Raw genomic sequence first — 15,293 nt, 5'->3', positions numbered from 1 at the left:
GAGGGTGTCGTTCGGATCAGCTCGGATCAGGCCGTGGCAGGCGTCGCGGACCCGGGCTGGTCCGGACGACACCCCTCGACGCCGGGGGAGCGCTGTGCCCGGCGTGTTGAGGACTGCCCGGCGGGCGCGCGGCGAGGCGCGCACTAGCATGCTGCACGGAGACGGATCCTCTCGTGGGATGCCGGCTTCACCCACAGACGGCCTCCTGCGACAGCAGGGGGCCGTCGTGCGTGGGCGTTCGCCGGGAATGGGCGGACAGGGCCTGGCGGACTCGGGACCTCACGCACGATCATGGGCGCATGAGCGATGATCCCGCACGCTGGACCCGGGCCACCGTCTACCCGGACATGTGGACCGACCCGGACGACGACCCGCGCGACAGCGAAGGGCCCGGCCCGGACGGCGAGCTCGCCACACTCCAGGACTTCCTGACGAACTACCGCCTGACCCTGCGGATGAAGTGCGAGGGCCTGGACGCGGAGCAACTGGCCCGCCGCTCCGTTCCGCCGTCGACGATGTCGCTGCTCGGTCTGCTCCGCCACCTCGCCGAGGTGGAACGGGACTGGCGGAACTGGATCAGCGACGGTGAGCCGCTGCCGAAGCTGTACGGCGAGCGTGACGCGGACTTCGACGGCGCCGTCGCCGAGCAGGCCGTGGTCGACGCCGCGTACGCCGACCTGGAGCGCGAACAGGGCGCGACCGACGCCGCGCTGGCCGAGCACCCGGATCTGGGCGAGCGTCTGGGCAAGGACGGGACGGCGGTGCGGGAGCTGATGGTTCACAGGGTCGAGGAGTACGCCCGTCACTGCGGGCACGCCGACCTGTTGCGCGAGTGCGTCGACGGAAGGGTCGGGCAGTGACGTGAGCCGGGGCTCGGCTCCGCGTCCCGGGCCGCCGGCGGGACGGCCGTGAGGGCCGGATGTTCGCTGGTCGCGCCGCGCATGACGGCCTGTGTCAAACTGCCCCGATGACCTCAGAGATGATCACCGCGGACGCCGCGGGTACGTGGAAGCTGGGCGAACTCAGCGTCAATCGGATCGGTTTCGGGGCCATGCGGCTGACGGGCAGCGCGGCGTTCCACCACGGAACGCCGAGCGACCGGGGGCGTTCGATCGCCGTGCTGCGACGGGCTGTCGAGCTGGGCGTCAATCACATCGACACGGCCGCCTTCTACTTCTCGTCGCTGCGGTCCGCGAACGAGTTGATCAACAGCGCGCTGGCGCCGTACGCGGACGACCTGGTGATCGCCACCAAGGTCGGCCCGTACCGCGACTATGCGGGGGACTGGGGCACCTCGGCCAGGCCCGACCAACTGCGGGCGCATGTCGAGGAGAACCTGCGGCAGCTCGGTCGCGACCACCTCGACCTGGTGTATCTGCGGCGCATGCGGCAGGAGTCGATCGCCGAGCACTTCGGGGCGCTGGCCGAGCTGCGCGAGGCGGGCCTGGTCCGGAACCTGGGCGTCTCCGACGTCGAGGTCAGGCACCTGGAGGAGGCTCGGGCGATCGCGCCGGTGGTGTCCGTGCAGAACAAGTTCGGGCTCGGCACCCCGGATCCGCAGGCCGACGCCGTCCTGCGCGCCTGTGGCGAACTGGGCATCGCGTTCGTGCCGTTCTTCGCCATCGCCGGCCAGGGCGGTGCGATGGGCCCGGGGGAGGCCGACGAGCCCGAGGTGATCGCCGTCGCGGAGGCGCACGGCGCGACGCCCGCCCAGGTCCGCCTGGCGTGGACGCTCCGGCAGGGTCCGCACGTGCTCGCCATCCCCGGCACCGGCAACCCGGACCACCTCGCGCAGAACGTGGCGGCCGGCGCGCTGCGCCTGACCGACGAGGAGGCGGCCCGCCTCGACGCGGTCCGCGCCGGGGCCGGTGACACCGCAGGCCGCTGAGTGAGACCGAGGGCCCCTGCCGGCCGTGGCAGAGGCCCTCGTCCATCACCCCGCGTACGCGCTCAGCGGGTAGTGGTCGGAGAGGTTGGTGTACGTGTAGTCGGTGCCCCAACTGGACACCGTCCACGGCGCGCACGACTCCTTGACCACCTCGTTCCGCCAGGCCGCGGGGCGCGCGTGGCCGGCCCGGTGCAGCACGTAGTCGAGGTCCTCGCGCGGGTCCGTCGGGTAGCGGTCGTGCGCGATGGAGTTCTCCTGCGTGTCGAAGGAGTACGGGTGCCCGGTGCGTGCGTCCGCTCCCACCAGGTCCGCGTCGGCGAGCATGGAGGCGTACTCCGGGGTGCGGGAGTCGACGTTCATGTCACCGGCGACCAGGACCTGTTCGTCCGCGGGGATGTTCTTGGCGTCCAGGAACGCGTCGATCGCCTTGAACTGACGGCTGCGCATGGCCGCCGCCTCACCCGCGCCGCAGCCCGGGTCCGTCGACTGCGCATGGGTTCCGACGACGTGCACCTTCGCTCCGTTCACGTTCAGCACCACATAGGCGAAGCCCTTGTTGGACCACCAGTCCGCGCCGCAGGCGTCCTTGTAGACGTACTGCTCCTTGCGCACGATCGGCCACTTGCTCAGTACGGTCACCCCGCCGTCCTCGGGGGTGGTCGACGAGTACGCCCCGCCCGTCGCGTCCCAGCCGCTCTTGCTCCGCCCGACGACCGGCGTCTGGTACGGGTAACCGCCCGCCGCCGCGTTCTTGAGGGCGTCGGAGGCGCCGTTGTCGAACGCCTCCTGCAGTACGACGACGTCGTTGCCGCGGAAGAACGAGGTCTTCGGGATCTCCGCGGCGCGGTGGTCCTGGCCCCAGTTCGGGTAGAGGGACTTGCTCATGAGGAAGACGTTGTACGTCAGAACGCGCATCGCGGGTGTCGTCGCGGCGTCGGCCGAGGGGGCGGCGGCCGACGCGGGTGCGGCTCCGGCGAGGCCCGCGGCGGTGAGCGCGAGGGCGAGGGCGGCTGCGCCCCGGGTGCGGCGCGCTGAGGAGAGCGGCACTGGATCTCCCTGTGGGTGAGGGGGGTTGAGTGGCGCCGCACATCAAATCACCGGGAATTACCGTCAGGTAACTACCGTGCGGGAAAATGATGTCCGCAAGAAGTACCTCCCGTGCGACGAGAACTGCCTCCTGTGCGAGGCCAAGTGCCTGCCGCGCGACGAGAGGTGCTTCCTTTGCGAGGTCAAGTGCCCCGGCGCGAAGACAGGTGCCTCCGGTACGAGCCCAAGTGCCGTCGGCGCGACGAGAAGTGCCTCCCGTGCGGCGCCAAGCGCCTCCGGCGCGACGAGAAGTGCCTCCCGTGCGGCGCCAAGCGCCTCCGGCGCGACGAGAAGTGCCTCCCGTGCGGCGCCAAGCGCCTCCGGCGCGACGAGAAGTGCCTCCCGTGCGGCGCCAAGTGCCGTCCCTGGCCGAATGGGCGCGGCGGTGCCCCCGCTCAGCCCAGCTGCTCCCGAAGGAAGGCCAGCGTGCTGCGCCACGCGGACGCGGCGGACGCGGGGTCGTACGTCTCCGGGCGGCCGTCGTTGAAGAAGGCGTGGCCGGCGGGGTAGAGGCGGATGTCCGGAGTGATGCCCGATTGCCGCTCGATCGCCTCGACCAGCCGCTCGCGGCTCTCCTTCGTGATGCTCGTGTCCTGTTCGCCGTAGTGCCCCAGGATCTGGGCCCTCAGATGGGAGAAGTCGGGCAGCTCGCCCTGGACCACTCCGTAGAAGGGCACCGCGGCGGCGACGCGAGGGTCGGCCGCGGCCTGCTCGATGACGAAGCCGCCGCCCATGCAGAAGCCGACCGAGGCCACCGACTCCGAGGTGACCTCGGGCAGTGCCAGCAGATGGCCGACGGCGCCGGAGAGCAGCTCGACGCCGCGCGCCACGGGCAGTTCACGCATCATCCGCAGGGCCTCGCCGCTGTCGTGGGCGACATTGCCGCCGTACAGGTCCGGGGCGAGGGCCACGAAGCCCTCCGCAGCGAGCCGGTCCGCGACGTTCGCGATGTGATCGGTCAGGCCCCACCACTCCTGGATGACGATCACTCCCGGGCCCGATCCCGACGGCGGCAGCGCGAGATAGCCGTGCGCGGTGCCTCCGGCGCTCGGGAAGGTCACGTTCTGACGGGCCGGGGCGCCCGTCGACTTCGGCAGCTCGGACATGGCGGTCCACTCCTGTGGGGCAGAGTCGGAACGGGGACCCGATGGGGGAGGCGGGCCCTTGGCGATCTTCACGATCGATCTCCACCATGCCATGCGCGCGCCCGACACCGCCGCCCGCCTCGCACCACCCGGCCCGCCGCCACCTTCTGGAGCAGGCTGTACGCGAGGACCGGCAGCAGGACGTGCGGCCGGTCCGGCAGTGTCGTCGCGACCAGCACGGCGCCGGCACTGCTGTTGGTCATCCCGCAGGCCAGGGTGACGGAGGCGCAGACAGGCGCGTCGAGACGCAGCAGCCGGGTGGTGATCGCGCCCAGCGCGAAGGAGAGGCCGCAGACGGTGGCGGACACGGCCAGCGCGGCCGTGAGGAGCAAGGGCTCCGGGTGGGTGAGGAACGGTGCGAGGGCGGCGCCGGCGTTGACGTAGGTCAGCAGGAGTGAGCCGAGCAGCGCCGCCGGGACGGCCAGGTCGAGCAGGCGGGCGGCGAGCCGCTGCGGCAGGGCTGTGCGGCACAGGATTCCGGCACCGCACGGCAGCACCCCGGAGAGCGCGAAACCGCTGCCCGCGGACTGCGCGGCCCCGGCCAGCGTGCCCGCGTACGTGCCGTCCAGCAGGGGGCAGAGCGCCGTCATGGTGACCGGGATCGTCAGAGGGCTGACGAACGTGGAGGTGAGCACCAGGCCCACCGTCGTCGGCTGGTCGCCGGCCCCCTTGCCGGTCCACACGGTCGCTCCGGCCGCCACCGGCATCGCGACGATCACGATCATCCCCGCGACCATGCCGCTGCCCCCGTCGCTGTCGGGGGAGTGCCGCAGCGCGAACGCGACCCCGGGAATGATCAGCAGCGGCGCGACCAGGTGAAGGACGAGCCCGGTCAGCAGCGGCGTGGGCCGGCGGGCGAGGGAGCGCAGTTCCCGCACGGGCACTTGGAGGCCCGCGGTGAACAGGATCAGGGACAGCAGCAGGTGCGAGGCGCCGATGGGGACCTGGAGAGTGCCCGGGGTGCCCACATGGTGGGTGCGGCGCAGCCACAGGCCCGGACCGGGCGCCGTCGCGGCGGCGAGGTAGGCCGCGCCGACGGCCCAGCCGAGGTGGCTACGGAGCAGGCCGAGGGGGCTATGGAGCAGATGGAGGGGGGACTTCCCGCTCGGTGTGCGATGCATGGCGGCGCTCTTCCGTCGTGGGACCGGGGCGGAGAGAGGGCGCCGATATCGCGGTGTGGGCACGGGGTGCGAACCGTGCGAGGGCATAGGTGCAGAGGCCGAGCCAGCAGGAGGCGAACAGCCAGCCGCCCAGGACGTCGGAGAACCAGTGGACGCCCAGATAGACCCGGGACAGCCCGACCAGAACGGCCCAGCAGCCGATGGCCAGGGCGATCGGCAGGCGGCCGCGCGGAGCCCTGGCGAGCACGGCGAGCGCGAGCAGTCCGGCGGCGACGGCCGACGTGGTGGTGTGGCCCGAGGGGAAGGACCAGCCCGAGGCGTGCGTGGCCCAGTCGGCGGCCGCGGGGCGGGGCCGGGCGACGAGCGACATCACCCCGTACCGGACCGCCTGCGCGGCGGCCAGGCAGAGGAGGCAGACGATGACGGCGGTGAGCCGCTGCCGTGCCGTCCGCGCGACTACGAGGCCCGCCAGGGCGGCCAGGACGTACGGAACGACTCCGGTGCCCGTGTCCGTCACGCCGCGTGCCAGGGCGAGCGCCACATCCGGACGGTGCCCCACCGACCACGCGGTCAGGTCCTCGTCACCGAACAGCGCGGTCCCGCCGCGGCCGGCGACGACCAGCGTCAGCAACACGAACGCGACCGCGCTGCCCAGCGCCGTCGAACCGGCGAGCTCCGTGGTGTCCTCGCGCTTCACGACAGCGTCCGGAGACGGTCGGCGGCGCGCGACGACGCCGCGCACCGGGCTGCTGCGGACATCGGGACCCCTTCCACCACGCTTCCACCGCGGGTGCGCGGGACACCGCGCACCCGATGACTACAATTCTGTAGACGGTCTACGGAACAGTAGACGATCGGCGCGGCGCGTGCGTTCCCGGGGCGGCCCGGCAGATTCCGCCGTCCGTGGGGACCTGCCCCGATCCGCCGCGTACGCGACCGCTCGAATCCGGCGGCTCTGCGGCTCGCGGATCTCCGTGACGCACGCCGCTTCCGCTGGTCACCCCGACCATCCAGCGGGATGCCGTACCCTACGTGTTACGTATAACCCTGGAGGGGCTCCGATGAGACGCATCGCCCTGGTCACCCTCGTCGTCGACGACTACGACGAGGCGATCCGCCACTACACCCAAGCCCTCGGCTTCCGGCTGGTCGAGGACACGCCGCGGCCCGACGGCTCACGCTGGGTCGTCGTCGCGCCGGACGCCGGGCGTGACGGCAGCGGGCTGTTGCTGGCAAGGGCCAAGGACGACGCGCAGCGCGGCCGGGTCGGCGACCAGACCGGCGGACGCGTGGGCTTCTTCCTGCACACCGACGACTTCGCCCGCGACCACGAGCGGATGCGGGCGGCGGGTGTGACCTTCCTGGAGGAGCCGCGGCACGAGCCGTACGGCTCGGTCGTGGTCTTCCAGGACCTGTACGGAAACCGCTGGGACCTGCTCCAGCCGGCCCCCGCCCCCTGAGCGGTCCGCCGCACCCTCCCTCCGCCCGGCCCGGCGGCGCACCCGCCCGGCCCGCTTCTGACGTCCCACCCGCGGAAGCCCGAGTGCCACCGGAGCTCCGCCGAGCCTGCCGAGAACCCCGAGGAAAGACACGCATGACCGCGCCCCGCATCGACATCGACACCATCCGCCGCCTCCCCAAGGCCGTGCTGCACGACCACCTCGACGGCGGTCTGCGCCCCGCCACCCTGGTGGAGCTCGCCGGGACGGTCGGCCACACCCTGCCGACCACCGACCCGCAGGCACTGGCCGACTGGTACTACGAGGCCGCCAACTCCGGTGACCTGGTGCGCTACATAGCGACCTTCGAGCACACGCTCGCCGTCATGCAGACCCGCGAGGGACTGCTGCGCACCGCCGAGGAGTACGTCCTCGACCTGGCCGAGGACGGCGTCGTCTACGGCGAGGTCCGCTACGCGCCCGAGTTGATGGTGAACGGCGGGCTGACCCTGCCCGAGGTCGTCGAGACCGTGCAGGAGGGACTGGCCGCCGGCATGGCCAAGGCCGCCGCCGCGGGCACCCCCGTGCGCGTCGGCACCCTGCTCTGCGGCATGCGGATGTTCGACCGCACCCGGGAGATCGCCGATCTCGCGGTGGCCTTCCGTGACGCCGGCGTCGTCGGCTTCGACATCGCCGGCGCCGAGGACGGCTTCCCGCCCGCCGACCACCTGGCCGCCTTCGAGCACCTGCGCGGCGAGAGCGTCCCGTTCACCATCCACGCCGGTGAGGCCCACGGCCTGCCGAGCATCCACCAGGCCCTCCAGGTGTGCGGGGCCCAGCGCATCGGGCACGGCGTGCGCGTCACCGAGGACATCGTGGACGGCAAGCTCGGCCGGCTCGCCGGCTGGGTGCGCGACCGTCGCATCGCCCTGGAGATGTGCCCGACGTCCAACCTCCAGACGGGTGCGGCCACCTCCATCGCAGAGCACCCCATCACCGCACTGCGCGACCTCGGCTTCCGTGTCACCCTCAACACCGACAACCGCCTCGTCTCCGGCACGACGATGACCCGCGAGATGTCGCTGCTGGTCGAGGAGGCGGGCTGGACCGTGGAGGACCTGCGCACCGTCACGGTCAACGCGGTCAAGAGCGCGTTCATCCCGTTCGACGAGCGCAACGCCCTTCTCCACGACGTGGTGCTGCCCGGCTACGCGGCCGCCCTCTGAGGAACCCCGGGGCCCTCCTTCACCGACCGGCCTCCTAGCCGGCGCCGAGCAGTCCCCGTACGTAGGCGGCCTGGCCGACGTGCTGCAGATCGTCGGCCAGGACGCTCACCAGCCGGACACCGAAGGTGACCGCCGGGGTCCAGCGCTCGTCCACGACGCGCTCCAGGTCCTTGGCGGTCGCCTCGCGCAGGACGCCGAGGGTCTGCTCGTGGACGGCGTCGTAGTACCCGGTCAGCAGGTCGCCCGAGTCCACACGGACCTTGGCCACCTGCTGCGAGCTGTGCCCGTACCCCGTGTCGTGGCGGGGCAGTCCGAGCCCGAAGCGCTTCTCCCAGTCCTGCGCCAGCCACACCTGGTCGAGGCCGGCCGCGTCGGCGACATGGTCGTCCTGGACGCGGGTGAGGTGCCAGACCAGCCACGCGATGGAGTTCGCGTCGGCGGAGGGACGGGCGGCGAGGTCCTCGGGGGAGAGTCCCCCTACGGCGGCATGGACTTCTTCCTGGATGCGGCTGAACGCGTCGATGAGGACGTCCTTTGCATGCATGCGTCCACCATCGCGCATCACCGCTCCTCACGCGTCCGCAATCCAGCTCCCGTGGAAGCCGAGCGGCACCCGTCCCGGCAGGTGGATGCGGGCGAGCGGCTCGCCGGTGAAGTCCTGGGCGGCGAGGACGACCAGATCCGCGGCGCCGCGGTCGGGGTTGTGCACGTAGGCGAGTGCGTATCCGTCGTCCTCGGCCCTCGCCCCCTGCGCGGGGACGAACACCGCCTCCCCGGCGGCGGCGTCGCGCGGCAGACGATGGACCTGGGTGGAGCCGCGGAACAGGTCGTGCTTGATGAGCGCGTTGGCGAAGGCGCGATCGGGCGGATCGCCGTCGGCGGTCAGGTACGCGAGCGTCAGGTCGGCGGCCGCGGCCGTGTACGCGTACCGGTGCCGCCGTGACACCAGGGTCTCGTTGACGCGCGGGAACTCCTGCGGGCGGTCGTCGAGCGTCCTCGTGCGCACGCGCCCGTGGGCCAGGTCCACCGTCCAGCGTTCGACCGACGCGGTGCCTGCCCCGTACGGGCCGCCCGACGCGCGGCCCGCCACCTGGAAGGGCGCCGGATAAGTCGTCATGTCGACCACCACGGTGGAACCCTCGTCGTACGCGTTCACCGTGTGCGAGAAGTACACCGGATCCACCTCGAACCAGCGGACCCGGCCGCCCGCGCGCGGCAGCAGTCCGACACGCATCGGATGCTCCGTGTTCCACACGTAGGGCACCGGGTCGCCGTGCTCCGCGCCCGCGGGGTCGAAGGTGATGGGCAGGTCGAAGACCACGACGTACTTCTCGGTGAGGGCGAAGTCGTGCATCATCGGCGCGCCGGCCACCGGGATGCGCGTGGTGCGTACGACGCGGCCGGTGTGGTCGACGACCTGGTGGCGGACGTGGTCCCAGGCCGGGTAGTAGGCGATCGCGTGCAGTTCCCCGGCCGCCGCGTCGAACTTGGTGTGCGCGGCGAAGGCTCCCTTCAGGGTGCCGCGGAAGTCGTACGTGCCCACGGTGCCGAGTTCGTGGTCGAGTTCGTACGGCAGCGGTCCGCTCTCCTGGAGTGCCAGGACGCGGCCCCTGTGCCCGATCACATGGGTGTTGCAGGGAAAGTCGTCCGCGGGCACGGGGCCCGGGTAGGGCTCGCCGAGCTTGCGCGCCACGGTGGACGACCGGATCCACCGGTTGCGGTACCACTCGGCGCGGCCGTCCCGCAGCCGTACGCCGTGGACCATGCCCTCGCCGAGCATCCAGTGGTGGGCCCTAGGGTCCTCAAGTCCCAGAACATTGGGCCCGTTGCGCAGGAAGCGGCCGTTCAGCTCGCGGGGGATCCGCCCGGTGACCGGCAGGTCGAAGGCCGTCAGCTCCTCGGTGACGGGCTTGAACGCCCCCTCCAGGAAAGGAAAGCGGCGTGCCTCCCGTTTCCCGGCAGGCGGGGGAGGCGTGGTGGCCGCCGTCGCCCGGAGGCCGCCCGCCGTGCCGGCCAGCCCGGCCGCCGCCGTGACGGCCGCGCCCCGTAGCACCGTGCGTCGTGTGTGATCCCTCATGTGCGCGCTCCCGACTCGCGTTCCCGTGTGGACGTCCACGAGTCTGCGGCGGCGGAGCGGTGATGCCAGGAGTGCCAGAACCCCTCTTGGGGTGGTGTCAGACCCCCTCTTCGGCGGTCTCCAGGAGCGCCATCAACGCGCGCGCGGCCGGACTGGTCACCTCCGGCGGCGGAAGCATGGCGACGGTCTCGTACGACGTCTCACGTGCCCCCTTGAACGGGAGCGAGACGAGATCGCCCGCTTCGCGCTTCAGGCCGAAGTGCCGCGGCACGACGGCGATGCCGAGACCTTCGTGGACCAGCTCCAGCAGGCTGTGCACGTCGTTGACCTCCAGGGCCACGGTCCGCCGTACGTCCGCCGCGGCGAAGGCCGCGTCCGTGGTGCGGCGCGGTCCCCAGTCGTGGTGGAAGTCGACGAACGCCTCCCCGCCCAGCTCCTCGGGCGTGACCACCGCGGCACCCGCGAGACGGTGTGCCGGGTGGCAGAGCACGGTCATCGGCTCACCGGTCAGCGGGACCGAACGCAGCTGGTCGGTGTCCGCCCGGGTCCGCACCCCGAAGGCCAGGTCGAGCCCGCCCGCCGCGACCTCCTCGGCCAGCGCTTCCGCGCCCGCCTGACGCAGCCGGATCTCCACGTCGGGGTGACGCCTCCGGAAACGGGCGAGCAGCCGGGCCACCTGGACCCCGGCGATGCACTGTTCGGTGCCGAGCGAGAGAGTGCCGCGCAGCACGCCCTGCACGGCGGCCACCGCGTCCTGGGCCGACCGGACCTGCGCGAGGATCCGCTCCGCCTCGCCCAGCAGGGCCCGGCCGGCCTCGGTGAGCGTCACACGGCGGGTGGTGCGCACGAACAGCGCGGCCTGAAGCTCCCGCTCCAGGGCGCGGATCGACGACGACAGCCCCGACTGCGACACCATGAGCCGCTCGGCGGCCCGGGTGAAGTGCTGGTCCTCGGCGACGGCGACGAAATGCTGAAGGTGGCGCAGTTCCATGACGTGGAAGCCTAGCCGCCGATTGAGAGACCTCGTCGCTCAATGCCATCCGATTCTCCCGTTGGACCGCTGCCGCGGGCGCGGGCGAGAGTGGAGACCTGACTTCCCGGCCTTCCAGGAGTACGCGTTGTACACCGCACACACCGACCGTTACGCGGACATGCCCTACCGGCGCACCGGACGCAGCGGCCTGAAGCTCCCCGCGCTGTCGCTCGGCCTGTGGCACAACTTCGGCCCCGACCGGCCCGTGGAGACCCAGCGGGCGATCCTCCGCCGCGCCTTCGACCTCGGCGTCACCCACTTCGACCTCGCGAACAACTACGGGCCGCCGCCCGGCGCGGCCGAGTCGGCCCTCGGCGACGCGCTGAAGGCCGACTTCGCGCCCTACCGCGACGAGCTGGTCATCTCGACCAAGGCCGGGTACCTGATGTGGCCGGGGCCCTACGGCGAATGGGGCTCCCGCAAGTACCTGCTGTCGTCGCTGGACCAGAGCCTGGCCCGGATGGGCCTCGACCACGTCGACATCTTCTACTCGCACCGCCACGACCCGGAGACTCCACTGGAGGAGACGATGGGCGCCCTGCACTCCGCCGTGCAGCAGGGCAAGGCGCTGTACGTCGGCGTCTCCAACTACTCGGCGGAGCAGACCCGTGAGGCCGCCCGCATCCTGGGCGAGCTGGGCACCCCGCTGCTCATCCACCAGCCTCGCTACTCCATGCTCGACCGCCGCCCGGAGGCGGAGGGGCTCCTGGACACGCTGGACGAGCTCCAGATCGGTTCCATCGCCTACTCGCCGCTGGAGCAGGGCCTGCTCACCGGCCGCTACCTCGACGGCATCCCGGAGGGGTCGCGCGCCGCGAGCGACAGCCCGTTCCTGAGCGCGGAGACCGTCACCGAGGACCTCGTACGAAAGCTGCGGGCCCTCGACGAGATCGCCAAGCAGCGCGGGCAGTCCCTCGCCCAGACCGCGCTGGCCTGGGTGCTGCGTGGCGGCCGCGTGACGTCCGCGCTGATCGGCGCGAGCAGCCCGCAGCAGCTCGAGGACAGCGTCGCGGCCATCGGAAACCTCGACTTCGACGCGGACGAGCTCGCCCGTATCGACGCGATCATCGAGCCGTGACACGGACCGGCCGGGCGCCCCGGCGCCCGGCCGGAAAGCTCATCGACGTGCCCCGAGGAACGACGGCTCCTGCGACCGCCGTGTGGGGCCTGTGGGACACGAGTGCATTTGTGCGACCGGAGCAGCGGGCCAACACTGGATGAGCATCGGAAATCGACACAGATGGCGGGCGGCACACGGCCGAGGTGCCGTCGCCGGACAGGTGGCCCCCCGTGACGATCTCGCCCTTCGGGTCCAACGACCCGTTCTCCGATCTCTTCAACCGCTTCTTCGGCATGAGCCCGGCGACGTCCCCGCCGGCGGTGCAGCGCGTCCCCATCGGGCGCCTGCTCAGCGACTCCGCGCACGAGCTGCTGGCCGCGGCCGGCGCCCGCGCGGCCGAGGACGGCTCGGACCTCGACACCGTGCACCTGCTGTGGGCCGCCACCCAGGTGCCCGCCGCGCGCCAGGCACTGGAACACGCAGGCGTGGACATCGACCAGCTGGAACGGGACCTGCGGGACACGCTGCCCTCCGGCCCGGGCACCGGTGAACCCGCGCTCACGCCGGCGGCGAAGCGCGCCCTGCTCGCGGCGCACGCGCGGTCCCAGGCGGCCGGAGCGTCCTACATAGGCCCGGAACACATCCTCTCCGCACTCCTGTCCGATCGGGGTTCCGGCGCGGGCCAGGCGATGCGGGCCGAAGGAGCCGCGCCCGGCGGGGGCCGCGCGGCGTCGGCCGGAGGGCACGGAGACACACCCACCCTCGACGAATACGGGCGGGACCTCACCGAGGAGGCGCGCAGCGGCAAGCTCGACCCCGTCGTCGGGCGCTCCGAGGAGATCGAGCAGACCGTCGAGGTCCTCTCCCGCAGGACCAAGAACAATCCCGTCCTGATCGGCGACCCGGGCGTCGGGAAGACCGCCATCGTCGAGGGCCTCGCCCAGCGCATCGTCGCCGGTGAGGTACCCAAGGCGCTGCGCGACCGCAGGGTGGTCGGACTCGACCTCTCCGGGCTCGTCGCCGGGGCCAAGTACCGGGGCGAGTTCGAGGAACGGCTGAAGAAGGTGATCGACGAGGTCACCGAGGCCGAGAAGAACGTCATCCTGTTCATCGACGAACTCCACACGGTCGTCGGCGCGGGAGCCGGCGGCGAGGGTGCCATGGACGCGGGCAACATCCTCAAGCCCGCACTGGCCCGCGGAGAACTGAGTGTCGTCGGTGCCACCACCATCGACGAGTACCGCAGGTACATCGAGAAGGACGCCGCACTGGAACGCCGGTTCCAGCCGGTCATGGTCCCCGAGCCGAGCGTCGAGGAGACCATCGAGATCCTGCGCGGGCTGCGCGACTCCTACGAGGCACATCACCAGGTCCGCTTCACGGACGAGGCGCTGGACGCCGCCGCGGCGCTCTCCGACCGCTACATCAGCGACCGCTTCCTGCCCGACAAGGCCATCGACCTGATGGACCAGGCGGGCGCGCGGGTGAGTCTGCGCAGCGTCGACGACTCCACCGAGACCGTCGACATGGAGGACCGGCTCACCCGGCTGCGCCGCGAGAAGGACGAGGCCGTCAGCACCGAGGCATTCGAGCGCGCCAGTGAACTCAAGGTGCAGATAGGCGAGTTGGAGGAAGAGCTCGCCGGTGTCGGCGAGGGACGGACCCCCGCGCCCAGCGTCACCGCGGACGACATCGCCGAAGTGCTCTCCGTGCGCACCGGCATCCCGGTCTCGCAGTTGACCGAGACCGAGCGCGACCGGCTGATGAAACTCGAGGACGTCCTGCACGAGCGGATCATCGGCCAGGACCAGGCGGTCACCGCCGTCGCCCAGGCGGTGCGCCGCGGCCGGGCCGGCATGGGGGACCCGAACCGGCCGACCGGCAGCTTCCTCTTCCTCGGCCCGACCGGCGTCGGCAAGACCGAACTGGCCAAGGCGCTCGCTGAACTGCTCTTCGGCGACCCCGAGCGCATGATCCGCTTCGACATGAGCGAGTTCCAGGAGAAGCACACGGTCTCCCGGCTCGTCGGCTCCCCGCCCGGATACGTCGGGTACGAGGAGGCCGGACAGCTCACCGAGGCGGTGCGCCGCAAGCCGTACAGCGTGGTGCTCTTCGACGAGGTCGAGAAGGCGCACCGCGACGTCTTCAACCTGCTGCTCCAGGTCCTCGACGACGGGCGTCTGACCGACGCGCAAGGACGCACGGTCGACTTCCGCAACACCGTCGTCATCATGACCAGCAACATCGCCTCCAAGCACATCCTCGACCACCAGGGCGACCTCGACGAGATCAAGGACGATCTGATGGCCGAACTCCAGGCGCACTTCCGCCCGGAGTTCCTCAACCGGATCGACGAGATCATCGTCTTCCACGCCCTGAACCGCTCCGACCTGGTGCGGATCGTCGACCTCCTGCTGGAGCACAGCCGGCGTCGGCTGCGGGCGCAGAAGATCGACCTGGAGGTCACCGAGGCCGCGAAGGAATGGCTGGCCGACCGGGGCTACCAGCCGGAGTTCGGCGCCCGGCCGCTGCGCCGCACCATTCAGACCGAACTCGACAACCGGCTGTCGACCATGCTGCTCGACGGCACGCTCAACCCGGGTGACACGGTGCTCGTCGACGTCAAGGACGACGAGCTGTCGCTGAGCCTGAAGGAGCGGGCCGCCGGGGAGGGCACGACGGACGCCGCAGCGCCGTCGGAGGGGGAGGCGCAGCCTCAGGAGTGAGAGAGGACCGGGAGCCCGGCCGGCGGTGGACGCCGGCCGGGCTCACCCCCGTGGCCCTGCCCGCGGCTCTGCGCCACGCCCCCGGCTGCGGGCTAGCCCGGGACGCGGTCCAGGAACCCGTACACGCTCCGGATACGGTCCTCGCCGTCCAGGGTGATCACGTCGGATCCGGCGACGGGCGCCGAGCCGTCCGACTCGTCGACCAGTTCCCAGCCGAAACGCGCCGTGTCGTGATGGCCGTCGACGCTGCCCAGGAGCCGGAAGGAGAACCCGGGGAACTGCTCGTGCGCCGCGGCGATCACCGAGGCGATCCGATCGTGGCCGCGCACGTCGGCCAGCGGGTCGGTGTAAGTGCCGTCGGTGGCCCAGGCGGCGGCGACAGACTTCGTCAGCGCGTCCTGCCCGCTCGCGTTCCAGGCCTCGAAGTAGCGGGCGACGGCGGTCTCGTAGCGGTCGGTGTTCGCGGACATGGTGAATCAGCCTCCATCGAGG

General features: G+C 71.8%; 14 protein-coding genes. 6 read left to right on the top strand and 8 right to left on the bottom strand.

Annotated features, from left to right (window positions below; genetic code table 11):
* Positions 1-299 precede the first annotated feature (299 nt).
* On the top strand, positions 300-860 hold the full coding sequence (locus tag BKI49_RS01085; RefSeq protein ID WP_095932228.1) for a DinB family protein: 561 nt from the start codon (positions 300-302) through the stop codon (positions 858-860).
* 107 nt (positions 861-967) lie between these two features.
* A complete protein-coding gene (locus tag BKI49_RS01080) occupies positions 968-1,888 on the top strand; it encodes an aldo/keto reductase (RefSeq protein WP_179332284.1) in 921 nt (306 codons plus the stop codon).
* A gap of 45 nt (positions 1,889-1,933) precedes the next feature.
* Here the strand turns inward: BKI49_RS01080 and sph are convergent, their stop codons facing one another.
* The 4 genes from sph to BKI49_RS01060 all read right to left on the bottom strand — a co-directional run bounded on the left by sph (position 1,934) and on the right by BKI49_RS01060 (position 5,937).
* Positions 1,934-2,935 carry a sphingomyelin phosphodiesterase gene (gene sph / locus BKI49_RS01075; RefSeq protein WP_095932227.1) on the bottom strand — a complete coding sequence of 334 codons (1,002 nt, stop codon included), beginning with the start codon at positions 2,933-2,935 and terminating at the stop codon, positions 1,934-1,936.
* A 434-nt stretch (positions 2,936-3,369) separates the two neighbouring features.
* The gene (locus tag BKI49_RS01070; RefSeq protein WP_095932226.1) at positions 3,370-4,080 is read right to left on the bottom strand and encodes a dienelactone hydrolase family protein; all 711 of its coding nucleotides are present in this window, start codon (positions 4,078-4,080) and stop codon (positions 3,370-3,372) included.
* 68 nt (positions 4,081-4,148) lie between these two features.
* Entirely contained in the window at positions 4,149-5,240 is a 1,092-nt protein-coding gene (locus BKI49_RS01065; protein ID WP_095932225.1) for a bile acid:sodium symporter family protein, read from the bottom strand.
* Complete coding sequence (locus tag BKI49_RS01060; RefSeq protein ID WP_095932224.1) at positions 5,194-5,937, bottom strand: phosphatase PAP2 family protein; 744 nt, start codon at positions 5,935-5,937, stop codon at positions 5,194-5,196. The genes BKI49_RS01065 and BKI49_RS01060 overlap by 47 nt, the downstream gene beginning before the upstream one ends.
* 364 nt (positions 5,938-6,301) lie before the next feature.
* Here BKI49_RS01060 and BKI49_RS01055 point away from each other — a divergent pair, with 364 nt between their 5' ends.
* Together BKI49_RS01055 and BKI49_RS01050 are read left to right on the top strand one after the other, a co-directional pair.
* Positions 6,302-6,700, top strand: a complete 399-nt coding sequence (locus BKI49_RS01055) for a VOC family protein (protein WP_028799449.1) — start codon at positions 6,302-6,304, stop codon at positions 6,698-6,700.
* A gap of 134 nt (positions 6,701-6,834) precedes the next feature.
* Positions 6,835-7,905 (top strand): adenosine deaminase, encoded by a 1,071-nt coding sequence (locus tag BKI49_RS01050; RefSeq protein WP_095932223.1) that lies wholly within the window; start codon positions 6,835-6,837, stop codon positions 7,903-7,905.
* Between the two features lie 34 nt (positions 7,906-7,939).
* Here BKI49_RS01050 and BKI49_RS01045 read toward each other — a convergent pair whose 3' ends face one another.
* From BKI49_RS01045 to BKI49_RS01035, 3 genes are all read right to left on the bottom strand, one after another.
* Positions 7,940-8,449, bottom strand: a complete 510-nt coding sequence (locus tag BKI49_RS01045; RefSeq protein ID WP_095932222.1) for a mycothiol transferase — start codon at positions 8,447-8,449, stop codon at positions 7,940-7,942.
* 27 nt (positions 8,450-8,476) lie between these two features.
* Positions 8,477-9,982 carry a carotenoid oxygenase family protein gene (locus tag BKI49_RS01040; RefSeq protein WP_095932221.1) on the bottom strand — a complete coding sequence of 502 codons (1,506 nt, stop codon included), beginning with the start codon at positions 9,980-9,982 and terminating at the stop codon, positions 8,477-8,479.
* 97 nt (positions 9,983-10,079) lie between these two features.
* Positions 10,080-10,973 (bottom strand): LysR family transcriptional regulator, encoded by an 894-nt coding sequence (locus BKI49_RS01035; RefSeq protein ID WP_095932220.1) that lies wholly within the window; start codon positions 10,971-10,973, stop codon positions 10,080-10,082.
* A 127-nt stretch (positions 10,974-11,100) separates the two neighbouring features.
* Here BKI49_RS01035 and mgrA point away from each other — a divergent pair, with 127 nt between their 5' ends.
* Both mgrA and BKI49_RS01025 read left to right on the top strand, forming a co-directional pair.
* Positions 11,101-12,093 (top strand): L-glyceraldehyde 3-phosphate reductase, encoded by a 993-nt coding sequence (gene mgrA, locus BKI49_RS01030; RefSeq protein ID WP_095932219.1) that lies wholly within the window; start codon positions 11,101-11,103, stop codon positions 12,091-12,093.
* A gap of 212 nt (positions 12,094-12,305) precedes the next feature.
* Positions 12,306-14,801, top strand: a complete 2,496-nt coding sequence (locus BKI49_RS01025) for an ATP-dependent Clp protease ATP-binding subunit (protein ID WP_095932218.1) — start codon at positions 12,306-12,308, stop codon at positions 14,799-14,801.
* A gap of 92 nt (positions 14,802-14,893) precedes the next feature.
* On the opposite strand, the gene BKI49_RS01020 is transcribed toward BKI49_RS01025, so the two are convergent.
* A complete protein-coding gene (locus tag BKI49_RS01020; protein WP_095932217.1) occupies positions 14,894-15,271 on the bottom strand; it encodes a nuclear transport factor 2 family protein in 378 nt (125 codons plus the stop codon).
* Positions 15,272-15,293 lie beyond the last annotated feature (22 nt).

The sequence above is a fragment of the Streptomyces sp. Tue6028 genome, from assembly GCF_002300165.1.
Taxonomy (GTDB): Bacteria; Actinomycetota; Actinomycetes; order Streptomycetales; family Streptomycetaceae; genus Streptomyces; species Streptomyces siamensis.
This window is presented reverse-complemented; position numbering and strand designations above follow the sequence as displayed.